A 22,428-nucleotide genomic window follows, 5' to 3' on the forward strand; every position below is an offset into this window, starting at 1 on the left:
CCGAGTCAGGGTGCCGGCCGCAAAACGATCCGGGTGCCGCGGTTCTCCCCCGATTCCAGTCGCGCGTGGGCCCACCCGGCGTCGTCGAAGGACCCGAGGCTCACCTGCCGGGGCGTCCAGGCCCCGGTGGCCAGCAGCATGTTGACGGTTTCTGCGGCGTCGGCCAGTTCGCCGACAGTGGCGTTGCTGATCGCGAAACCGCGCAGGCTCGCGTCGCGCATGTAGAGCCGTCCCACGGGCAAGACAGCTTCCGTGGTGGGCCCGGCCAGGAGAACGATCCGTCCGCGGGGCGCAGCGAGTTTCACCGCCGCCGCCAGGTCGTTATGTCCTGCGGTGTCGATGTGCACGTCGATGCCTTCGGGGACGGCCTGGAGCAGTCGCGGCACCAGGTCGGGGTCGCGGTAGTCCAGCACCGTCTGGGCGCCGAGTCCGCGGCAATGGCCTGCATCGTCGGCCGAGGCAGAGGCCAGCACCCGGGCCCCGCGGGCCACCGCGAGCACGATGGCCGCCGAGCCGACCTGCCCGGCACCCCCGGCAATGTAGATACTCTCCCCGGGCTGGAGGTTCCCCTGCCGCTGAACAGCCAGGGCCGCCGTCGTGCAGGGATGCAGCGCAGCGGCGGCGGCGACCGGGTCCACGTCAGGGGGAAGTAGATAAGCCCGTTCGGCGTCGACGCCGACCCGTTCGGCGGTCGCTCCGGGCCGGCCTGCGAAACCGAGGCTGTTGGTCCAGGCCCGCTGCCCGACCTGCAGGCCGGTCACCGAGGCGCCCACGGCCTCGATGGTCCCCACCGCGTCCCGGCCGACCGCTACGGGAAAGTCCAGTTCCGTGGCGTAGACCCCGGAGCGGACGAAGGTGTCGACGTGGTTCACGGCGACGGCCTCCACGGCCAGGACCACCTGGTCGGCCCCACATTCCGGGGCCGGCAGCCGAAGCTGATGGATGCCCGCGGTATCGGTCAGCCGGTCGATGCCGACGGCCCGCACCCTTTCGGACCCGGTGTTCACGCCCGGGCCAGTGAATTCAAAACGTCGCGCGTGTGCTTCGGATCGTTGCTGGTCATTTCCTGGACACCCACGCCGGCGAGGAATTCGATGTCCTCCTCCCGGTCCACGGTCCACACGCGCAGCCGGGTTCCGTGATGGAGCCACGCCCTGACGGTGTCCTCGTGCCGGCGCACCCAGGCAACGCCCGGGCCCGCAACGCCGGCTGTTCCCGCCTCGATGGCCGGAACGCCTTCCTGCTCGGCCCCGTAGACGACGGACGCGACCTGGGCGCCGAGGTGGTCCCCGCGCTCTTCGAGGGCTGCGACCTTTCGGGGGTTCGCTCCGGTCACCAGTTGGCACAGGAAGTCCGGGGCAACCCGGGAGGAGAGGTGGCGGACCGATCCGGGATCGAAGCACATGAAGCTGAGAGTGACATCTCCGATCTTCGAGGTGGCCGCCTCCCAACCCAGCCGGGTCAGTTCCGCCAATACGGCGTCTTCGAGTCGGCGCCCGAATTCGCTGGGGTGCTTGATCTCGATGGCCAAGCCGATCGGACGTCCCGCGGAGGCGGCCAGCTCCACCAGTTCGCCCAAGGTCAGGAGTTGTTCCTGCAGTGTCCCGTAGTCGGCGGGAATCTCCCGGCCCTTCCAGGAGGCGAAGTCCAGCTCGCGCAGTTCCTGCAGTGTGAACGAGGAGATCCGCCCCGACGCGTTCGAGGTCCGGTCCACCGTCTGGTCGTGATGGCAGACGATCCGGCCGTCACGGGTGAGGTGGACGTCGCATTCGATCCCATCGGCCCCGTCGGCGAGCGCCTGTAGATAGGCGGCCCTGGTGTTTTCCGCGTAGGCGGCGCTGGACCCGCGATGTGCGTAGACATGGTGCATGTTCCATACGCTACGCGATGCCCCGGACTCGTTTCTGCGATCCGCTGGCGAGCCGGTGAACTATCGTGGAAGCGCGCCACCGAGACACCTCACCGATTGGACCACCATGCAGCTGATCTCCGACGTCGAACGGTCCGCAGCGTTGCGGCGCATGAAGACCATTGCCACGGGACTCTTGATCGGGATGGCGGTCCTGTTCGCCGTGTCCTTCGCCCTACAGGAGTCCCATGGGTGGCTCCAATACGTCAGGGCGGCGGCCGAGGGCGGGATGGTCGGTGCCCTGGCCGACTGGTTCGCCGTCACAGCGCTCTTCCGCCACCCACTGGGTCTGCCGATCCCGCATACGGCCATCATCCCGCGCAAGAAGGACCAGATCGGTGAGAGCCTGGGCGGCTTCATCGAGGAGAACTTCCTCTCCGATGAGGTCGTGGGCAGCAAACTCGCTTCGCTGTCCTTCGCCGCGCCCGCCGGGGCCTGGCTCACCGAGGCCAAGAATGCCCAACGCGTCGCCGTGGAAGGGGCGACGGCGATCCGTGCCCTGCTTTCGGTGGTGAACGACGAGGACGTCTTGGCCTTGGCCGAGTCCCTGGCCCGCAAGCACATGTTGGCACCGGAATGGTCCCCGACCCTGGGCCGCATGCTCGAACTGGTCCTGCGCGACGGACACCAGCGCCCCTTCGTGGACCTGCTGGCAGAACGGGTTGCCGACTGGGTGGCGGTGAACCGTCAGACAGTGGTCACACTCGTCGCCGAGCGCTCCCCCACCTGGCTGCCGTCGATGATGGATACCTTCGTGGGTGAACGGCTACACCGCGAGTTGGCGGCTTTCACCGACGCCGTCCGGACCGACCCCGACCATCGGCTGCGCCGCAACATCGACGACTGGCTGGCCGAATTCGCCCGCGATATGCAGCACAGCCCGGACACGATCGCCAAGGTGGAAGGGCTCAAGCACAGCATTCTGGATGATCCGCAACTGCACGAGGCGGTGGCCACCGGTTGGGAATCCATCAAGGCGGCGCTGCTCGATGCCCTGGAGAACCCGGAATCCGAACTGCGGACCGGGTTCGTGCGGGCGGTCATGGACCTGGGGTCACGGTTGCGCACCGATACCGTGCTGGCGGAAAAGATCGACCGGTGGATCACCACCGCTGCCGGCTACCTGATCCACACCTACCGTGAGCAGATCTCGGCGCTGATCGGTGACACCGTGGCCCGGTGGGACGGACCCGAGACGAGCCGGAAAATCGAGTTGCAGGTGGGCCGGGACCTGCAGTTCATCAGGATCAACGGCACCGTCGTCGGCTCCCTGGCGGGCCTGGCGATCTTCATTGCCGCCAACACGCTGTTGGGCTGAGGCCGTCTAGGGGGTGCCGGAGGTGCGGCGGAGCCGCTCCTGTTCGATCGCGCGTTCGACGGCGGTCCGGGCAGCTTCCAAGTCCTCACCGTCCGCGACGCGGCTCGGCGCCACCACCTGGCTGATGACTTTTCGTGGTTCCAGTTCCCCGGGAATGGTGGTGGGGACTGGCCCGAAGGCCAGGGACGCTGATTCGACGACCTTGCGGCCCAGGAACCGGTTTCCGGCCCCGCCGACGGCGGCACCGAGCCCGAAGGGGATGGCCCGGCCGATGATCGAGGCACCCTGGGTGGCCAGGATCTTGCGCAGGAAGCGTTTCTGCACCTGGGCGCCGATGGCGCCCCAGGCCCCCGACGATTTTCCGTTGCTGAAGACCGACCCCCAACCCTTCACCGGGCCGACACCACGCCCTGCCGCCTGGTGGGTCAGGGCGGCGATCATCGCGCTGCCTTCGTCACCCATCAGGATTGCCATCACCATCACCCGGGCCTTTTCCGGGTCTTCTGTGGTGATGCCGTGCAATTCGGCCAATGACTGGGCGTAGAGGGCGCTGGCTTCCAGAAAGCCGACCGTAGCGGCGGCCGAGAGGCCCAGCGATGCCGCCGTCCCGATCCCGGGAACCACCGCCGATGCCCCGACGGCCGCGCCACCGCCAGTGACCGCAACCAGGTAGTCGCGTCGGAGCAGGCGGGCCATTTCCGGGCCGTCCGCCCGGGGGTGCTTACGCTGCAATCGGCGCAGGTAGGCCACCACCAGGGGACGTTGGACGCCGATGGCCCGGATGATCGCCCCCTGGATACCGGCTACGGGTTTTCCGTCCGGGCCCAGGACCGCTGCGGTAATTTTTTCCTTCATCCCCCGATTTTAGGCGCCACAGCCCGTCCGTGCCGGAACATCAGAGCGAAACCGACGCGCGGGGAGCCTGCTGCGCGGAAAGAACTGCCTTGCGCAGCGCCAGGAAAAGTAGAACGACACCCGCGGTGAGGAGCATGTGGCCGAGTCCGGCGATCCCACTCAGCGCCGGGGAGGAAACATCTGAACCCTTCACGGCCAGGGTGCCCTTGACGAGCATCAGGCCTCCGGTGATCGCGACGCCGACGGTCCAGATCCAAAAGAACCAGCTAAAGAGCTTCGGTGCTGCCGCGGAAACGTGCAGGACCCGCTCCAGGACCATCACGATCAGCAAGACAATGAACCCCAGGACCAGGAAGTGGGTGTGAACCAGGGGTAGTTGCGTGGCGGAGCGGTCCGTGAAGTCGTTGGCCTTCGTCAGCTCCCGATAGAACAGTCCGGAAAAGACGCCAACGATCGCGAAGGTGAAGGAGGTGTAGAGAAGGCGGAGCACTTCGGTGACCTTTCGTTGATGGTTCAGGCTGATTGCCTACCGTCAACTATTCCCACCAGCTGCCGATCAGTGATCAACCGATCGGTGGATTTCGTCCCTAGTCCGCGCCGGGGAGGTCAATATCGACCCACACCAGACGGTGATTCCCGCTGGGACCCGGGTCGCCGTAGACCAGGGCCCGTCCCGACTGCCTGGCTGAGGGCCAGAACACGCCGGCCCCTGCGATGTCCACCGTCGTCGAGGCCAAGGCATAGTCGGTGCGCAAGGCGCCGGCAGCATCGTCAATCGACGTCCGCGCCTTCGGGGCCGAGGCTTCCCCTGCTTCAGAGGTAGCGGACTCGTCGGTGCCGATTTCCGCGGCGCCTTCCGACGTCGGACGCGGATCGCTCACCGATGGATTGCTCAACAACTGGTTCACGGACCCGCGGGCGGCATCGTCTTGGCCCGGGTCCACGCCGAGATCGCCGAGGACCACGAAGCGCGCATTCTTGGGCAGGCCGCCGCTCTGCCCCTGATCATCGGTGATGTATTGAGCATCTTCGCCGCCGGAGACGTAGTCGGCGACCAACCGGATCTCGTCCGTGTTGCGCAGATGTTGCTGGTTGCCCTCCTCGTCGACGGGGGCACTGGGATCTGCGGCCACGACGTGCACGGTATGTCCCTTGACCTTCACGGGAACATCCCACGTGGTGGAGCTGTTCAGCCGCAGGATGCTTCGGACCAGCGGTGAATACTCCCCGGTGGGTAGTCCGTTGTCAGGCATCGATGACCACAGCAGGTTCTGGAAGGTCCGGATCCCGTCGCGCTGGATCGGGTGTTTGGAATACAGGACCATGCCGTGTTGTCCGGGGAACTCGCCGTAGCCGAATCCGTCGGTCGCATCCCCGACGGTTCCATTGCCGTCGAGATCGGCACCGGTGGGGATCCCGTGGTTCGTCGGTGCCACGTACATGTACGGGTAGTCGGTGGCATGCCGTTCGTTCTGGTCCTGCTGCAGGTAATTGGTGCGGAAACCCTCGGCGGCCTCTTGGTCTTCGTCGTAGTCGAAGTCGCTGAGCAGGACGACATCGGGGTTGGTCCGCTGGATGACTTCCGCGACGGCCGAGGCTGCCTCGTCGCCGGGCTGGGACAGGTCCTGGGCCAACCCGCCGGCGTACCCGCGGCTGAGTGAGGAGTTGAACGCGGCGGCTCGCAGTGCGCCGTCGTGTGTGGGGGCCGCCAAGTCTCCCGCGGGCTTCAACTGGGCTTGGAAGCGCTGATAGTCGGGGGTCAGGAAGTCCGGGGCATCCGCTCCGTCGGCGAGCGCAGGCACCATGGAGGCAGCCGTCAGGCCGACGGCTAGCAGACCGGCCCCCAGGGCCCTCTTGATGACACGCACCCCACCAGCGTAGGACGTCCGGCCCCCGGCAGGAACTGCTTTGTGGCTTTCTGGGCACGATCCGCCCCCGGAGATCCGACGCGGGCCCGTACCGGCGAATCGGCCCCACGCCCGATCTTCAGCGAGATACCGGCGATCTGGCTACCAGTCGGTAGCCCACGCTGGACGAAACAGGAGGCCTGGGCATCGTTGCCGTATTGAAATCTTCGCTCGATGGACCAATTCGGTTCACCCCGGGGACACCCCGAAACGGATCTCGCCCCGCCCCGCTGATGCGGGACGGGGCGAGATGCGGGTGGACCTCCGTAGCAGCTTCTCAAACCCCCGGAAGCCGCTCGGATCTCTGATATCCCGTGTTCTACGGGGATCGCGGACTCGTCGCCCACGTAACCGGGCCGCTCGGATCACCGATCAGCGAGGACCAGTACGAGAAAATTCGCGTCAGTCTCAAACCCGTTTGAGTGTCTCCAATCGGGCTGAACTGCTGGCCGGGTACACCGCTGGCGTGCCTGTCCGGGAGTTGGCGACACGGTTCAAGCTGCACCGCGGCACGGTGCGTGAGATAGCCAGGCTGGCGGGACTGGCCGCACGCCAACCGGAGTTGCCCGACGCGATTCGCCATGACGCCGCTCAGCTTTATCCCTGATCCACCGATAAATGAGCCGGTGTTGATGGCTAAATAAAGTGGAAGTGCCCCTTCTGACGTGGGAAAATAGTGATGTCTAAAGTCCTATCAAACCCACAAGGAAGGAGCACCTCGCAGGTGCTATTCAATCACACTCCCACCGGCCTGTCCCACGCCTTCGACGACGAACGCCTCATCGCCGATACCGGGCTGATCCCGTTGGTCAGACTCGCCCAAGACACAGGCCTGCCAACAGCCGTGGCCGACCGCGTTCGTATCCCCACCGACAAGGGCGCCAACCCGGGCGGGAAAGTCATGTCCCTGATCGCCGGGATGCTCGCCGGGGCCGACAGCATCGACGACATGAATCGCAACCGTACCGGTGGGATGAAACACCTCGCCACCAGCGTCTACGCCCCGTCAACGTTGGGCCAGTTCTTACGTAAGTTCACATTCGGTCACGTCCGCGCCCTCCAAACCGCCTGCGACCAGTCCCTGCAACGCCTGGCTTCACGGGCCGATTTCTTCCCGACCCGCCTCGACTCGTCGAATCCGGCCGACCGGATGGTGTTTGTCGATATCGACGACACCGTCATCGCCGTCCACTCCGCCCGCAAACAAGGCTCCGGACACGGCTATACCGGTGTGCGCGGGCTCAACGGTCTCCTCGCCGTTGCCTCGACGACGTCGTCACAACCAGTCATCATCGGCAACCGGTTGCGTAAAGGAGCCGTGCACTCGGCCCGCGGTGCCAAGAAGTTCACCCAAGACGCACTCTCGACGGTAGGCCGCCTGCCCGGGGTGGCCGGTAAGCGTGTCGTGTTGGCTGCCGACTCGGCGTACTACACCTCCGACGTCGCCGCCGCGGCGAAGTCGGCCGGTGCCAACGTTTCGGTCACGGCTCGCATGAACCCCTCCATTAGCAAAGCCATCACCAGCATCGACGAGACAACGTGGACGGGCATCCAGTACCCGCAGGCGATCTGGGACGAAGACAACCAGGAATGGATCTCCGAAGCCGAAGTCGCCGAAACCGTGTATACCGCGTTCACGACCACGAAGAACCCGGTGACCGGGCGTCTGGTAGTGCGCCGGATCCCGGAGAAGAACCAGAAGAAACTCGCCAAAGCCGGACAAGAGGGCCTGTTCACCGTGTGGCGCTACCACGCCGTGTTCACAACGATTCCAGCCGATGTTCTCGACACGGTCCAAGCCGATAAAGCCCACCGACGCCATGCCGTGATCGAGCAAGTCAACGCCGAGCTCAAGGCAGGACCGATCGCGCATATGCCCGCCGGAGCATTTAACGCCAATGCTGCCTGGCTCGCTCTGGCCTGCATGGCCCACAACCTCGCCCGCACGGGCGCGCTCTTGGCAGGGGGCAGGCTATCGAAGTCAAGGGCCCCAACACTGCGGGCCAAGCTCATCAGCATCCCGGCCCGCATCGCCTGCCACGCGCGAAAGATCGTTCTTCACCTGCCAGCCCACTGGCCCAAGGCGGCCGAGTTCGGTCGGCTCTGGAACACCGTGTTCAGCCCACCGGTCCCGGTGGCGACCTGACCATCTCGCCCAGGCCCGGGCTCGTCGGCCAGAAGAAGTTGTAGGAGGCTTCTGGCAACACCGAATTGTGGACACACCGGATGCGACGCCGGGCCCGTTGTCATGCCCTTATGCACGAACCGTGACCATCCACGCCTCTTTTCGAATCACGGCCTTATGCAACAGCCGATCGGTGGATCAAGGTTTATGCCGACGGCTTGACGCTCGCGCAGGTAGCCGCGCGTCTCGGCGTCAGTAATGAGGCTGTCCGGTCCGCGGTGGTTGCGTGCGGTGGGGCGATCCGCCCCGGCGGCCGTCGCCTCCGTGTTCCCAGTCTTTAGGCAGCAGCGCGCCTTGGAACTGCAATCGCATACAGCGGCGGCATCGAGTCGACTGTCGCCAGCCGTGCGAGTGTCGCTGGGCGTATCGAACGCCGTGAAGGCACCGACTCTGTCAGTGCTCCGTCGTAGAGTTGGGCCATGATCGCTGAGCGTTCGAACCGGAGGTGCTTCGACGAGCGAGACTAACAAGGCGTGAAACAAAGGAGAGACCGATGCAGCAGTCCCACTTATCAGGGAGCTTGCTTCAAGTGGACTCTTTGGAAAGGCGAGGAAAGCGCCCGATCAGCTACTACGTCTTTACTGGCATCGACGCACTGGAACCGGCGCGCGCTGGGTGTCCACCTTTGAAAGGACACGGTGACGCGGAGTGATCGTCGTTGATGGGCGCACTGACCGAGAGAAGCTGGCGGAGCTGCTCCAACTGCCGGAGCAGACGCACTTGGAGTTCAAGGCCGTCCTGGACCTGACGAACAATCGGGACCAGTTGAACTTCGTCAAAGATGCGATCTCTATGACGAACAGGCCACCCGGTGGCTACATCCTTGTCGGCGTCAACGACGACGGAACCCTGGCTCTTCCTACCGGCACGATCACCGATCGCGCACTCTTCGACGGTGCCCGGCTTGGTGATTTGATCAGGAAGTACATCGAAGGCGAGGTCCATGTGATCTCGCAGGTTCACGAAGTCGATGGGCATGAGGTCGTTCTGATCTACTTTCCGCACCACCGTGACGGGCTTCCGGTGCCTATGAGCAAGCTGGGCCAGTTCGCTGGTCAGAACGGCAAACCGGTGGTGGTGTTCCGTGAGGGAGATGTTCTGGTTCGTGAAGGTGCCAAGAACTCTCCGCTTCGCCACGCGCACTGGAACGATCTGCTCAGCCGTCGCGATCAACGACTGCACGAGGAGACCCGTGCACAGGTCGACTCGCTGATTGCTGACCTGGCCGCCGCCCTGCGGGCGGGCGGCGGTGCTGGCCCCGCCCTTGTTCCGCTGACGGTTCAGATGGCAGACGAGGCCTTCCGCGAGGGTGTGGTGTCCCACCTTGAAGCCGACAGCGACATTCGCCTGCGACAGTTCCTCGGACAGGCGGCCGCGCTGGTGAGCAATCCTGATGAGCGCGGAGCCGCACTCGACAAGGTCACGATCCTCGCGGCTCACGCAATGTATTTCGAACGCGACGCCGTTGCTCAGAAGGCCATCGACAGTCTCTTCGATGCGTACGTCAAGCTCGGCCATGGCGACGCGGCCGCGCGACTCGACATCATCACGCGCGTCTACGTACTCGGCAGCCTCGCCGTCCGCCTCCGGCAATGGGCTGTCGTTCATGACCTCGCGCTTCGCCCGTACCCGCCCAGCGGTGACGTGTACGTCTACTCCTCCTGGATCAGACACGGGCAGGTCGACGCAAGCCGAACTGACCTCTTTCCGCCAGGTAAGGGCGGATTGATGATCTCGGCCGCACGCAACCTCATGAGCGAGCAATCAGCCATGCGCCCCGATGTCCCCGACAGCGCGGTACCCGATCCCAGCGACCTCGCTCACGACGATGTGCTCCTCAACTCCCTATGTCAGTTCGACATCTTCTACTGCCTCATCGTGGCCGCCGAGGGGCAGCATCACGGAAGCGGGTATCCGGCCGCATCGGCGATGAACCAAGACAGAGCTGATCCAGCGTTCGAGGTCGTCGCCAGCGACGCAGACGCGCGCGAAGCGATGTTCCCCACCTCCGATGAGCGCAAGATCGCAGAAGCGATGGCACAGGTGTTCACCAGTGCAGAGCGCGAGTCGTTCGGCTTCGGCGGGCACTGGTGGTCCCTGCCCCAGGGTGCGCAGCGGTTCGTCAGCAACCATCTGAAAGAAGGCACATGAGCAATCCCCTGTCACCGCTGGCGATGCTCGCGACGTCGATGCAGGCACAACCCGGCGTGTACGCCCTGCTCGTGGGCTCCGGTGTGTCCACGGGCGCCGGCGTGCCCACCGGATGGGGTGTCGTCACCGAGCTTGTGCGCCGGGTCGCAGCCGTAGAGGACCCAACTTCGATAGAAGGCGCCGCCAGTAACCCCGAGAAGTGGTGGCACGATCACCACAGCGAGCCCCTCGGTTACTCATCGCTTCTTGAAGCGCTCGCACCCACGCCCGCGGCTCGGCAGGGTCTCCTGGCAGGCTTCTTCGAGCCGTCCGATGAGGAACGAGAGCAAGGGATCAAGACGCCGAGCAGAGGACACCTCGCGATTGCCGAGCTGGTAAAGCGGGGATCAGTCAGGGTCATCGTCACCACGAACTTCGACCGGCTGATGGAGCAGGCGCTCGACGCGGTCGGGATCGCTCCGCAAGTGATCGCGCGGCCGGAGGCGGTCAACGGCATGAAGCCGCTCGCACACGCTCCGGCAACAGTGATCAAGGTCCACGGGGACTATCTCGATCTCGGTTCCCGGAACACTCCGAGCGAACTGGACCAGTACCCGGATGAATGGGTGACGCTGCTCGCTCGGGTCTTCGACGAGTACGGCCTCATTATCTCTGGCTGGTCAGCGGAGTGGGACACCGCGCTGGTCAGGCTAATTGAGTCCATACCTAGCCGTCGGTATCCGTTGTACTGGGACGCGCGAAGCGGCAGGGGCGTCAACGCTGAGAAGCTGCTCGCAGCACGCTCGGGTCAGATCGTCCCGGCTGCGGGAGCTGACGAGATGTTCAGCGAACTGTCGTCCGCATTGGAAGCGCTGGACCGTCTTGCCGAGCCGCCACTGACAACCGCGATGGCGGTGGCTCGGTTGAAGCGCTATTTGCCCGATCCTATTCGTCGCATCGACCTGCACGACCTGGTGATGGAAGCAACAGACAAGGTCGTCGAGGCTGTGAGGGATCAGCCGCTCTCCATCGATGGACTCGACGGAGCATCCCTCCAAGAAGTGCTGACGACGCATCGGGAGAGGACCCGGCAGTTGTGCGCTCTCCTCGTGACTGGTGTGTGGCACGACCCGGACGGCGACCATGACCGGCTTTGGATGGACGTCCTTGAACGCCTGCTCGATGCCGGTACGACCTCCCGCATGGGTGTCCCCGTCCAACAAGCGCTCGAACAGGCGCGGTTGTACTCCGCACTGCTCGTTCAGACTGCCGTCGGTGTCGCTGCGACGCGACGCGGACGGGACGCTTTGCTCATCAAGCTCGCCATCGAGGTGATGGGCACCGTCGAGGCCGGCATGAAGATTCGGCTCCCTGCCTGCCAGGTCATCCATCCCTACCGCGTCCTCGACAAGGACTCGGTGAATGCTCTGCCCAGGTGGAACGCCGGAAACTGGACCTATCCGCTGAGCCACCTACTCAAAGCCGATGCTCGCGCAACCTTCGCGGACCTGATCCCCGAAGACTCCGACTACGTGGACATCTTCCACGGCTATGAGTACCGGATGAGCCTCCTGCACGAAATTACGAATGCCACCTACTCAGGGGGCTACCGCGCGATGAGTGGTGAGTACGTGGGCGAGCGGGCCTGGTCCTGGGATGACCGGAATCAGCCGCTCGCGGAGGTCGCTTTCCGCAGCACCGGAGAGCGCGCCACAGACTGGCCGTGGGTGCGTCTTCTCGGAGGAGAAGACGCCTACGATCAAGCACTGATCGATCATCGCGTCGTGCTAGAGACCTTCAAGTTTCACAACATGCGCTGAGCGGGCCGATCGACTCTGCGCTGTAATCTCCAAGCGGTCATGACGACGACGTGAGAGCGCTCAACGGGCCGCGCCGGCCTTCGTGGTCTGTTGACCGGATGCGACGCTCACGGGCCTCGCGGAGCCGTGCGCGGCTCAGCAGCACGACGCTGATCGGCCCGATCCAAAGCATCTTGAGCATGTTCCAGATCGCCCACAACACAACCAAGTGCAGCCATCCGGGAATGCCGTCCTCGATGAGCTGGATGCAGACGTTCGCGATCAGCAGGTACGGGATCGCGAGCAGCATGGCCGGGACACCCCACTTCAACCCACGGCGACGAGAGCGGATCGCGTCCAGCATGATGTTCGTAGGCATGTATCGCCGCATGAAGTAGCGGGTGTGGACGCTTGCGGCCCAGATCAGACGGATCATGGCTCTCGTTCCTCTCCATCGCACAGGTATGTCAGGTGAAGCGGTGCGTTGGAGAGTGACCCGGAGGTCTGCCGCGAGCGGCGCGTTACAGAGGAGAAATCCGCTTCGCCCTCAACTTTACGCCTGATCCCCGACGAGGGGAACCGCGCGATGACCCGTCATTGGAGGTTGTCGGACGCGGCCGGAACGAAGTGATGCCGCGGGCCGGTTGCGGCGTGTGGCAGGGCGATGAGGTGAGTTCCCGAAACGACTGCTTGTGACTGCTGGAGGTGAGCACCGACCAGGTTAACGAGGGTCGCAGCGACCGCTGCGAGGTCTGCGGCGGAGCCGTGGAATGTGGGTACCGAGCATCCTCGCGTCGGGACGAGTTCATCACCATCGGCTGCCTCCTGCCAGAACGAGTGGTACAGCTCAAGCCCGCCATCGGCCAGCACCGAACGTCCTGCCTGATCGTCGATCTCAGAAGGCGTGAGCGTAGCGGCGGGCGCGCAGATATTGGCGATGCCGAGCGTCCCTGAGCTTGCGTCGGTGGCGACCTGGGCAATCAGCGCCTTGCGTTCTGTGCCCACGAGCGAATCGAGGTATGCGGTGATGCTGTGGCTGACGGTGGCGTCGAGGATTAGGTCCGCGGAAAGAAAGGATGCTGGGTTGTCGGGCACGTTTCCTTCGGCGACGGTGACCGTCAGATCGTCACGGATCGCTCCGAGCCGCGTGGCAAGAGCCTGCGCCTTCGTCTGACCGACGTCGGCTTCGGTGTAATTCTGTCGCACGAGAAGTCCGCCGGTGATGGTTCCGGGGTCGCAGAGAGTAATGGTGGTGGCCCCGGCCCGTGCGATGAACTCGGCGATCCATGACCCAAGGCCTCCGCATCCCCAAACATGAACTGTCTTTCCCTGAAAACCGTTGACGGGACGGTTGTCGTCGCGTCGGGTCGTGACTTCTTGCCGTTCGTCGGACATGTTGCACCATTCGATGGGGATATCGGCGTTGACCATCGCGGGGTCTAGGTTGACCGCGGTGCCGCGCGTCTTGGCGAGGCGCCGAAGCACGTTGGCTGTTGCCCCTGGCAGGCGTCCACCGAGCAGATGGTGTGGACCGCCTGCCGGGTGGGGTACGGCCAGGACGAAGTACTGCTCGGTGTCGTCAGCGTTCCGGAGAGCGCTGGCAAGGATCGACGTGAGAAACGCTGGCGACTGAGGTGACACCCGCGGCGACCGTCCTTCCGCGCGGTCAAGATACGGATCATCGAGGAGCGTCAGGAACAGCGCGAGGGTGGACGCGGCGCCAAACGGAAGGTCGCTCGCGAGTGCGAAGACGGGCGTGCGGTGTCCATCGCGGTCCGTTGAGTAGGTGAGGTCATAGCGGTACGGCGAACGGGCGATCAGCCGAGCGACCTGATGCTGTTTCGATGGCCCGGCCTCGCGGACGACGATCGTGGTCGTACCGTTAGCGTGGTGCAGTACTCCTCCGACCGCGTGGTACATCGCGGTCGAGGGGTCGAACGCTCCGCCGGCGGCATCGGTGAGCCAGTCCCAGAGCCGGGTGAGGAATCCGGCAACCCCTTCGGACGGGTGCCACTCGCGCGAGGGGTCGAGGTAGATGCAGAGTCGCTGTCCTTGAAGGACATGCGGGAAGCCGAGAAAGCGGGTGTGGTCAACCTCAACGCTCGGGGGCAGGAACAGCGATGGGCAAATCCGGACTATGAACTCCTCGTCATCTCCGAGTTCCAACCCCGCTGGGCTCCGCGGGATGTCCGCGGTGTGGAGCCGGAGGCGGAGTGTGGCGTCGCCGTTAGCGTCGAGCTGGGCCTGTTGGATAACCCGCACGTCGTCGGGGCGCTCCCGCACGAGCGACCTCAGCTCGCCAAGGAGATGCTTCTGCCAGGCCGACAGGCTGGCCCTGTTGCGGCGGCTCATCCCGCGCGGCCAGACCGCCCCACGATGGAGGCGGCGGCTGGGGCTGCTGCCGGGAACTTCGCGCTGCTCGATGTGGTGGCTGGCGCCTTGAATCCGTTCCCGAAGATGCCCTGCCACAGTTCGACGCTGCGCTCCTTGTCCTCCTCCTCGTACGCTTCCTCAATTTCGGCGGCGTGCACATGGATGCGGTCGCGGAAGTAGCTGTAAGTCGCCTGGGCTTTTTCGGGATCAGGACCCCATCGATGCCCGAAGTAGACACCTGACCCGGACGGGTCGGCGACAGGAGGCGTGGTTGGGTTCGCTTGAAGCCAGGTGTCGAGGTCTTTGACGATATGTAGGAGCGTCGTGGGGACGTCGCTGTAGTAGCCGGGGTCCAGCAGCGTGCGCAGTTCGGTGACCTGTTCACCGAGCAGTGTCGTCAGGAGGATTGACCGCGTGCCGATGAAGGAGTTCTTGTGGTCGCGGAGGTATTTCATCAGTCGGATGACCTTGCGGAGGTTGCCCTTCGCGAGCGTGTCCTTCTTCTTCATCCAGTCGGTGAAGCCCTGGGGGTCGGTCAGCTCCCAGTCGTTGTCGTCGCGGTTCACGATGACTTCGCGTCCATCGGCGAGGTTCAGGTGCGGCACGATGTCGATGTGCATGGAGTTCGCGTAGACGAGTCGGACGCAGCGGCACTTGCGTGAGTGCGGCATGTCGCCGTACTTGCTGTGGCGGTGCAGGGCCGCATAGACCTCCTCGATGTAGGTCTTAGGGCTGTCCGTCCAGTCCGGGTTCTCGCTCATGTCGAGCATGAAGTCCGCGTCGAACTCGTTGCTGCCGACCGGGTTGATGATGGTTCTGTGTGCCCAGGAGCCCTGGGGCGTCTTGCCGAGGATGAGAGAACCGATCTGCTCATCGGCCTTCAGTGCCTTATAGACCGCCTCGACGCGAGAGTCGAGCAGATCTAGCTTTCCTTGGCTGAGGTTGACGGTGTCCTTGAGCAGGACGTTGAAGTAGTCAGTGAGCTTCATCGGAGACCTCCGTGTGGGACGTGCTGTTCCGGTGGCCGCGATGTCGGTCTCCGGTCAACGGTGTGTATTCGGCTGCGCGATGAGCTGCAAACCGCTCGGTATAAACGGGGCTGAGTTCGCGACTCACGGACGCGGCGAGCCCGGCCATGTCGTTCGGGTCCGCTGAGTCGAGTGCGTATAGTCCGCCGGGAACCAAGGCGTCGAACCTGGTGTAGGCAGACTTGCCGATCAGATGTTCCGCGATGCCCTGCCCGCCGCGGCTACCGGCGCTAAGGATCAGGGGCGTGATCGGCTTCACCCATTGGAGCAGTCCGCCGCGGTCGCGGCGCTTGGGGTGGTTCGTGAGCTGATCGATGGTGCCCACGTTGAGCACCCTGATCGAACTGAGCGGTACGTGGAGCATGCTCACGGCCTCAGCGATCGCGACGACGGAAGGGTTGTTCGCCCACACCCCGCCGTCGATGAGGCGGTGTCCGTCAACGCGTGCAGCCGGAAAGTAGAGGGGCGCGGCCGAAGTAGCCATCGCGATGTCCACCATCGGGATGCGCCAGTCACGGGCAAGGCGCGTGTGATGTGGCGTCTTGAAGATGTGCACGGCACCTCGTTGCACATCCCATGCCGGGATGACCAGTCGCTTGGTGCTATCGCCGAGCAGCCGCTCTCCGAGCACCTTCGTCAGGGCAGTCCGCAATGCATCGCCGTCGTAGATGGGTGCAGCCAGTTGGCGCGGCCGCCGCAAAAGGCTCCGCCGCGCGGCCGGGAAGACCGTCATGACCAGTTCCTCGTAGTGCCCGACGATCTCGCTCGGGGTGAGACCGGCACCCAGCCCGAGAGCGACGATCCCGCCCGCCGACGTACCGGCGATCAGATCGAACGAGTCCCTGACGCTGACACCGAGGTCTTGTTCCAGTCGCGCAAGCACGTGGGCGGTGAACAGCGCCTTGGCTCCTCCGCCGTCGAGAGCGAGAACCTGGAAGCGATCGGTCGGCAGCTCGGTTGGCCCGTTCGTCGTCCATGGGTCGTCCTGCCGTCCCGGCACGTCAACCGGCCCGATTGGCATCTCGGCTCCGGAGTCCGTCGAACTTGCGGGAACTACATCCATGTAACTATTCTACGTCGCCGCACCGACACTCCCGTGGGCTCGGATCACAAGCTCCGATTGAGGGGCTGTTCGAGCGGCCGACTTTCTGCGTCTCTCGTGCGCTGACGAGCAATATCACTTGCACGTTCGAGTGCGGTTCGTGCGCGGGCGGCGTCGATCTTCTGCGCCGTGGTCTCTGGTGCCGGGCCGAGGGTTGTGTCGTCGCTGATGCCATAGCGGTCCCGATAGGCAGCGACGGTGCGGGCGTGCCGCCGCCACGGCGCTGTCTTCCGTGGATTGCGGGGTGGCATGCCGAGTGGCTTCGTCCACGGAGCTTTCGCGTCCAAGGCGATGTCCAGGACGACGTCGGCGCGCTGCTCGATCAGCTCCCTCCGCTCGGTCAACGCCTGTCGCATATCGGTGCTCATCGACCCGTCTGCGGCGGGCACGAGACCAGCGATCAACCGCGGCGTCTTCCTCGTGCGACCAGACCCAGCGGGTCGTGCGGTCGCACGCGCGACCCGGTGGTGCAGGACGGAGGCGATGTCGTCGGCGTCATCGAACCCGCGTGCGGCGACCAAGCGTGGGACCAGTCGGTCGATGTCGTGATAGTTGGCCTCGGCCCGGCGTAGTTCGGTGGTGAGCGCCCCGAAAGCCTCCGACTGGACTACGGCGTCGACCTGGTCCTCGGTGAGACCCGACGATCGGATCAAAGTCTCCCAGCGGTCGTGTTGTGCTGCCGCCGCGATGGTCTCGTACTCAGCGGCGAGCTGCGCGATTGATCCCCATTGCTCGTGTTCGGCGGTGATGGTCTCGTGCGCAGACAGCTCGGCACCGACGTGCTGGAGCACCCCGTACAGCACGCTTCTGGCGGTGGCGTCAGTGTTGTCGCCGGGGTGCGGGTATGTGTGGTCATCGGAGCGGTCAAGGATCACGTACGCCCGGTTGGACTGCTTGCCGCGGGTCATCGCGACGTAGAAGTTTTCCCGCGTCGTGGTCGGTTCGACCAAGACGTGCGCGGTACCGACAGTGACACCCTGCGCCCTGTGCGCGGTGACCGCGTATCCGAGGTCGACGTGCTCGGTCACGTACGACGCCGGGAGCACGATCGAGCCGCCGAACCGTCGTCCGGTCTTGCGGGTCGTCAGGGAGCCGTCGTCGCGGACACCGATGATGGTCCAGGTGGCGCCGTTGCGCACCCAATCCTTGCCGTTGCGGAGACGGCGGTCGTTACGGCGGGTGATGATCGTGTCCCCCACTCCGGCGGTGGTGCCGTCGTTCAGCTCGACTTCCCGGCCGGGTTTCAGGGTGCCGTCGAGGATCAGGTCCGCGCGGGCACGGACGTTCAACGCAGTCACGTCGTCGCGGGTCTCGGCGATCAACACCGACACCAACCCTTGCTCGTGGTGCGCGCGCCATGCGGCGTAGGCGGCATCGGTCATCGCCTCGGCATCACCCTCATGAATGCGGTCGTGGTCGAGGTAGGTGTCGATCACCTCGGTTCGACCGTGGCGGAGTGCGAGTGAGGCAGTCTTCTCCCACTCGTTCTCAAACCGGTGGACGTCGACCAGCTCTGGCGCATCGTCACGATCACCGACCAAGAGCGAGAACGCGCCGCCTGCGTCCACGGACTGGAGCTGGGCGAAGTCGCCCACCAGGAGCGCCTTCGCCCCGGCCCGCTCAGCCAGGTGGGTGATGCGGTCCAGCGACAGGGTGCCGGCCAACGATGCCTCGTCGATGATAACGAGCTGACCGGCCTCGAAGGTGGTGCCACGGGTGAGGTGGTTCTGCCACCATTTCGCCGTGTTCTCCGTCGCGATCCCCAGGTCATCAGCGAGGACCTGCGCGGCCACCGCTGACGGTGCGAGCCCGACCACTGAGCCGGTGCCGTGCTCCTTCTCCCACGCTTTGCGCAACGCCGACATCGCAGTGGTCTTCCCGGCACCGGCCGGGCCGACAAGCACATCGAGCATCCGACCGGAGACGGCGATCTTCAACAGAGCGTCGGCTTGGTCCTCGCCGAGCATCCGCCCCTCCCTATCCGGCCGGGCGGTGATCTTCTCCACCGTTCCCAGCCGGGCGGTCGGCGCAGTCATGCTGCGGGAGCGGACGAGCAGCCGGTCCTCCGCTGCGAGCAACTGCTCGGAGGAGAACACGGTCGAGTGCTTCGGCCGGAACACGCTCGTGCCGTCGATACGCCGGAACGCGACCGGGCTGGTGGCGAGGTCGGGCGGTGTCAGCCGCAGAGATGCCTGTTCGGCGGCGTCGGTGATCATGCCGACGATCGCCTCACGATCCTGCATGGTGGCGAACCGCAAGCCCATCGTCTGCCGCGACGCCTCGGCCACCAGGTTCCACCGCCGCCACGTCGACCGCTTCTCACCCACCACACCGACGACGGCCTGGCCAAGTTCGGCGATCGCGTCCAACGGCACGTCGTCGGCTCGCAGCAGCATCGGCTTGTCGTTGTCCGTGACGTTGCGTGCCCAGGAGGTGGCGTCCTGACCCAGCACATCGGTCGCGCGGGTGCGCCACTCGCTGGTGAGGTCGGCCAACGACCGCACCTCCTTCTCCGGTCGGGTACTGAGAGTGGCTTGGGCTCGGAGCTTGATGACCGTGGCCGTGGACGGCTGGCGGCCGTGCTTGGCGACGTACTCGGCGATAAGCCGGTTCTTCTCGGCGTCGATGTGCCGGGCACGGGTGGAGAACTCCTGAACGAGCTGTTCCGGCACGCTGCTGATCGCCCAGGCCGGGTTCCGATCGCGGCCCATGTCGCGGGCCTCCCACTCGACGCCGAAGGTGCGGGTCATGTGGTCGGCGAACACCGCCTGGTGCAGCTCCGACAGGGCGACCACGGCGGCGTGCATCGGCCGACCGTCCAAGCTCCGCCACTTGCCGTCAAGCACTGTCTGGACCTTGTTGCTGATGACGACGTGGGTGTGAAGGTGGGGGTCTCCGGCGCGGGAGTCGAAGTGATCGAACGCCGTAGCCACGACCCCGGAGACATCGACCTGTGCAACCGCTCCGCCGCCTGCCGTTGCACCGGTGCGGGTGGCTGCAACCTCACGCTCCATGAACGCAACCACCTCCGCAACCGCTCGATGATGCGCGTCCCCGATGAGAGCTTGGGTGCCAGCGTCCGCGACCGCCCACAACGCCGAAGCGGACTTCGGGACCGAGAACGTGAAGTCGAACCCCGCCACCGCCCGCCGTGTCCCCCGCGAGGCTTCCTCAGCCTCGATCTGCCCGACGGCCTCGCCCTTCGCGCCGGGACTCAACGCCGGGTCCAGGTCCGCGATGCGGGCCTCGACCCGTTCCGCCGGGGACTTGTAGGCCGGGAACGCCAGACCGAGCGGATCTCCGCTGATCGGGTCACGACCCATCCCCATCAAGAGCTGAAGCTGGGCCTCCGAGACCCGATCACTCACCGCGAGCTGACCCTTCCCGAGCGAGGCGACACCGGAGCCCAGCCATTGACCTGGTGGCGTTCCCGCCTCCGCGTAGTACCTCGTCAGCGGCGTGCTGAGGCTCCGGTCGCCGTCAGCGGCGGCGACTGTGCGCAGCAGGTACTTGTAGCCGTCTCCGGCGCTCATTACCCGCATCGACACCGTCATGCTCACGAGGTGCGCACCTCCGGTGTCCGTGAGGGGCGTTCAGCGGCCCGACCTTGTACCCATCTCGGCGAAGTCGTTCTTCGAAAGCATGCCGAGGTTGCTGATGAAGGTTCATTGTCCGTTCAAGGCCAATGCGGTGCGGGTTAGCAACACTGGCCATGACGGTCAGGCCGGCATACCTGAGGGCGCGCTTTGGTTGGGACCGGTTCGGCTACAGTGGTGGCATGACTTGGTGATCCTCGCCCTTCTCCTGCGTCCGTGGCGTGTGCCAGGCGGGAGTTCGATCGACTCTGAGGACACCTGTGGCCATCACAACTTCTTCTTCGCTTTCGCGCGCCGCCGCTCATCTGCGTGTGGACGGTATCTCGATCTCGTTCACAGACCGGCGTGTGCTCACGGACGTGTCGTTCACCGTCCCCGCCGGGGATCGGACAGGCTTGATTGGTGAGAACGGGTCCGGCAAGACCACGTTGTTGCGCGTCATCGCCGGCCTGACACGCCCCGACGGTGGCATCGTGAGTGCCATCGCGCCCGGCGGGCATGCGCCGCGCATCGGGCTACTGCACCAGGAACCACCATTCCTGGCGAGCATGTCGATTGCCGAAGCGCTGGCATCCGCGGTCGCTCCACTTCGCGCGGCCGCCGACGCGGTTGACGCAAGGGCCCACGCTCTCGCCAATACACCCGATGACCAGGCCGCGGCACGCAACTACGCCGACGCTCTGGAGACCGCCGAACGGGTCGGGGCATGGGACGTCGATGCGCGCATCGACGCGATGATGACGGGACTGGGATTGGGCGATCTGCCGCGCGAACGCGAGACCGGGCGCCTCTCGGGTGGGCAGCGCTCGCGCCTGGCCCTGGGGTGGCTGCTGCTGTCCGCCCCGGAGGTGCTGCTGCTGGACGAGCCGACCAACCACCTCGACGATGCCGCCACGGAACACCTACGCGGCGTGCTCGTCTCATGGGCCGGACCAGTGCTGATCGCCAGCCACGACCGAGCGTTCCTCGACGAGGCGGTGACCTCCCTCGTGGACCTGGACCCGGCTCCGAGACTGCACGCGGTGGCTGGGCCGCTCGTCGGGGACGGTGAGGAAGCGGGCATCGGCATCACTCGTTTCACGGGCACCTACACCGACTATCTGCATGCCCGACTGGACGCTCGGGAGCGGTGGGAACGCCAGTACCGCGAAGAGCAGGGAGAACTCAAGCGTCTCCGTGCCGCCGTTGGTGAGAATCAGAGCGTCGGGCACCGCGATTGGAAGCCTCGCTCGGAGGTACGCATGGCGGAGAAGTACTACGCCGACCGCAACGACAAAGTGGTGTCCCGACGGGTCAACGACGCCCAGACCCGATTGGCCGACCTTCAGGAGCGCCAAATCCGCAAACCGCCCCCGGAGCTACAGTTCCGCGGGCTCAACGCCGCGCAGAGCACGGCAACAGCCCAGGGTGCCTGGCCCGGCCCGGTGCTGGCGGCCACCGACGTTGCGGTCGCTGGGCGCCTCAAGGCGACCTCACTGACCGTGAGCGCGGATGAGAAGTGGCTGATCACCGGGCCCAACGGGTCGGGCAAGTCGACGCTGCTGCACCTGCTCGCCGGTGACCTCGCCCCAACGGCGGGGACCATCAACCGGCCACGAGGGCTGCGTGTCGGTCTGCTCGCCCAGGAAGTTGACTTGCCCGATCCGCACCACCGCGGATCGGAACGGACCACACGCGAGGCCTACGAAGACCTTGTCGGGAGGAAACGGGCCGAGCAGGTGCCTCTGGGAACATTCGGGCTGATCGCGGGCCGAGATGAGCACCGGCCCGTGCGCGTTCTCAGCGTCGGACAGCAACGTCGACTGGCCCTCGCTGTGCTCCTCGCCGACTCACCCGACGTGCTGCTGCTGGACGAACCGACCAACCACCTTTCGCTTCTGCTCGTAGCCCAACTCGAAGCAGCCCTCTCCAACTACCCAGGAAGCGTCGTCATCGCCTCCCACGACCGGTGGTTGCGCCGCACATGGACCGGGCAGAGCTTCGACCTGACCGGCACTTGACCTCGCTATCAGACATAAAGTCACCTGGACGTGACAGGTGGAGCCAGGCACGGCCGCAAACAACTCGTACCACCACCGGCGACAAACCGCGATCAGCTACCGCCTCTGCCTGTCACCCATCTCCTATAGGATCGCGCGGATCCACTGTTGTGTCCTGCTAACGGGATTCGGTCGGGGCACCTGCCGTAGCCCGCCCGGCCAGGCCATCGCGGAGCCCCCTTATGGC

Annotated in this window: 16 protein-coding genes; 6 read left to right on the forward strand and 10 right to left on the reverse strand. The window is 65.3% G+C overall.

From position 1 onward, the window contains the following. Positions 1-5 precede the first annotated feature (5 nt). Together ACT3S2_RS11030 and ACT3S2_RS11035 are read right to left on the reverse strand one after the other, a co-directional pair. The gene (locus ACT3S2_RS11030) at positions 6-1,007 is read right to left on the reverse strand and encodes an NADPH:quinone reductase (protein WP_443346310.1); all 1,002 of its coding nucleotides are present in this window, start codon (positions 1,005-1,007) and stop codon (positions 6-8) included. Then, positions 1,004-1,870: a glycerophosphodiester phosphodiesterase gene (locus tag ACT3S2_RS11035; RefSeq protein ID WP_086997578.1), complete on the reverse strand. Its 867-nt coding sequence runs from the start codon at positions 1,868-1,870 to the stop codon at positions 1,004-1,006. The genes ACT3S2_RS11030 and ACT3S2_RS11035 overlap by 4 nt, the downstream gene beginning before the upstream one ends. On the opposite strand from ACT3S2_RS11035, the gene ACT3S2_RS11040 reads away from it, so the two are divergent. After that, complete coding sequence (locus tag ACT3S2_RS11040) at positions 1,869-3,227, forward strand: DUF445 domain-containing protein (protein ID WP_443411960.1); 1,359 nt, start codon at positions 1,869-1,871, stop codon at positions 3,225-3,227. The genes ACT3S2_RS11035 and ACT3S2_RS11040 overlap by 2 nt on opposite strands. A 6-nt stretch (positions 3,228-3,233) precedes the next feature. Here ACT3S2_RS11040 and ACT3S2_RS11045 read toward each other — a convergent pair whose 3' ends face one another. The 3 genes from ACT3S2_RS11045 to ACT3S2_RS11055 form a co-directional block, all read right to left on the reverse strand. Continuing rightward, positions 3,234-4,082: a hypothetical protein gene (locus ACT3S2_RS11045; RefSeq protein ID WP_443411959.1), complete on the reverse strand. Its 849-nt coding sequence runs from the start codon at positions 4,080-4,082 to the stop codon at positions 3,234-3,236. 40 nt (positions 4,083-4,122) lie between these two features. After that, positions 4,123-4,572, reverse strand: a complete 450-nt coding sequence (locus ACT3S2_RS11050; RefSeq protein WP_441380718.1) for a DUF2871 domain-containing protein — start codon at positions 4,570-4,572, stop codon at positions 4,123-4,125. A gap of 97 nt (positions 4,573-4,669) precedes the next feature. Beyond that, positions 4,670-5,950 (reverse strand): endonuclease/exonuclease/phosphatase family protein, encoded by a 1,281-nt coding sequence (locus ACT3S2_RS11055; protein WP_441380719.1) that lies wholly within the window; start codon positions 5,948-5,950, stop codon positions 4,670-4,672. A 763-nt stretch (positions 5,951-6,713) separates the two neighbouring features. On the opposite strand from ACT3S2_RS11055, the gene ACT3S2_RS11060 reads away from it, so the two are divergent. The 4 genes from ACT3S2_RS11060 to ACT3S2_RS11075 all read left to right on the forward strand — a co-directional run bounded on the left by ACT3S2_RS11060 (position 6,714) and on the right by ACT3S2_RS11075 (position 12,124). Further along, on the forward strand, positions 6,714-8,135 hold the full coding sequence (locus ACT3S2_RS11060) for an IS1380 family transposase (protein ID WP_444554719.1): 1,422 nt from the start codon (positions 6,714-6,716) through the stop codon (positions 8,133-8,135). 176 nt (positions 8,136-8,311) lie between these two features. Next, on the forward strand, positions 8,312-8,455 hold the full coding sequence (locus tag ACT3S2_RS11065; RefSeq protein WP_444554760.1) for a sigma factor-like helix-turn-helix DNA-binding protein: 144 nt from the start codon (positions 8,312-8,314) through the stop codon (positions 8,453-8,455). A 367-nt stretch (positions 8,456-8,822) separates the two neighbouring features. Further along, on the forward strand, positions 8,823-10,325 hold the full coding sequence (locus ACT3S2_RS11070; protein WP_444554718.1) for an AlbA family DNA-binding domain-containing protein: 1,503 nt from the start codon (positions 8,823-8,825) through the stop codon (positions 10,323-10,325). Next, positions 10,322-12,124 carry an SIR2 family protein gene (locus ACT3S2_RS11075; protein ID WP_444554717.1) on the forward strand — a complete coding sequence of 601 codons (1,803 nt, stop codon included), beginning with the start codon at positions 10,322-10,324 and terminating at the stop codon, positions 12,122-12,124. Before ACT3S2_RS11070 ends, ACT3S2_RS11075 begins: the two co-directional genes overlap by 4 nt. Before the next feature lie 37 nt (positions 12,125-12,161). Here ACT3S2_RS11075 and ACT3S2_RS11080 read toward each other — a convergent pair whose 3' ends face one another. The 5 genes from ACT3S2_RS11080 to mobF all read right to left on the reverse strand — a co-directional run bounded on the left by ACT3S2_RS11080 (position 12,162) and on the right by mobF (position 20,160). Next, on the reverse strand, positions 12,162-12,539 hold the full coding sequence (locus tag ACT3S2_RS11080; protein ID WP_444554716.1) for a hypothetical protein: 378 nt from the start codon (positions 12,537-12,539) through the stop codon (positions 12,162-12,164). A gap of 158 nt (positions 12,540-12,697) precedes the next feature. Continuing rightward, on the reverse strand, positions 12,698-14,455 hold the full coding sequence (locus ACT3S2_RS11085; protein ID WP_444554715.1) for a ThiF family adenylyltransferase: 1,758 nt from the start codon (positions 14,453-14,455) through the stop codon (positions 12,698-12,700). Then, positions 14,452-15,465 carry an SMODS domain-containing nucleotidyltransferase gene (locus ACT3S2_RS11090; protein WP_444554714.1) on the reverse strand — a complete coding sequence of 338 codons (1,014 nt, stop codon included), beginning with the start codon at positions 15,463-15,465 and terminating at the stop codon, positions 14,452-14,454. Before ACT3S2_RS11090 ends, ACT3S2_RS11085 begins: the two co-directional genes overlap by 4 nt. Beyond that, positions 15,452-16,567 (reverse strand): CBASS cGAMP-activated phospholipase, encoded by a 1,116-nt coding sequence (locus ACT3S2_RS11095; RefSeq protein WP_444554713.1) that lies wholly within the window; start codon positions 16,565-16,567, stop codon positions 15,452-15,454. Before ACT3S2_RS11095 ends, ACT3S2_RS11090 begins: the two co-directional genes overlap by 14 nt. 44 nt (positions 16,568-16,611) lie before the next feature. Beyond that, complete coding sequence (mobF, locus tag ACT3S2_RS11100; RefSeq protein ID WP_444554759.1) at positions 16,612-20,160, reverse strand: MobF family relaxase; 3,549 nt, start codon at positions 20,158-20,160, stop codon at positions 16,612-16,614. A 401-nt stretch (positions 20,161-20,561) separates the two neighbouring features. On the opposite strand from mobF, the gene ACT3S2_RS11105 reads away from it, so the two are divergent. Beyond that, positions 20,562-22,202 (forward strand): ABC-F family ATP-binding cassette domain-containing protein, encoded by a 1,641-nt coding sequence (locus ACT3S2_RS11105; protein ID WP_444561708.1) that lies wholly within the window; start codon positions 20,562-20,564, stop codon positions 22,200-22,202. Positions 22,203-22,428 lie beyond the last annotated feature (226 nt).

It is taken from the genome of Arthrobacter sp. AOP36-A1-22, assembly GCF_052377615.1.
In the GTDB taxonomy this organism is placed as follows: domain Bacteria; phylum Actinomycetota; class Actinomycetes; order Actinomycetales; family Micrococcaceae; genus Arthrobacter_H.

Coding starts and splice junctions, on each gene's coding strand:
- ACT3S2_RS11085 (WP_444554715.1), bottom strand. CDS start 14,455: ATGAGCCGCCGCAACAGGGCCAGCCTGTCGGCCTGGCAGAAGCATCTC.
- ACT3S2_RS11040 (WP_443411960.1), top strand. CDS start 1,869: ATGTTCCATACGCTACGCGATGCCCCGGACTCGTTTCTGCGATCCGCT.
- ACT3S2_RS11095 (WP_444554713.1), bottom strand. CDS start 16,567: ATGGATGTAGTTCCCGCAAGTTCGACGGACTCCGGAGCCGAGATGCCA.
- ACT3S2_RS11035 (WP_086997578.1), bottom strand. CDS start 1,870: ATGCACCATGTCTACGCACATCGCGGGTCCAGCGCCGCCTACGCGGAA.
- ACT3S2_RS11090 (WP_444554714.1), bottom strand. CDS start 15,465: ATGAAGCTCACTGACTACTTCAACGTCCTGCTCAAGGACACCGTCAAC.
- mobF (WP_444554759.1), bottom strand. CDS start 20,160: ATGACGGTGTCGATGCGGGTAATGAGCGCCGGAGACGGCTACAAGTAC.
- ACT3S2_RS11075 (WP_444554717.1), top strand. CDS start 10,322: ATGAGCAATCCCCTGTCACCGCTGGCGATGCTCGCGACGTCGATGCAG.
- ACT3S2_RS11080 (WP_444554716.1), bottom strand. CDS start 12,539: ATGATCCGTCTGATCTGGGCCGCAAGCGTCCACACCCGCTACTTCATG.
- ACT3S2_RS11045 (WP_443411959.1), bottom strand. CDS start 4,082: ATGAAGGAAAAAATTACCGCAGCGGTCCTGGGCCCGGACGGAAAACCC.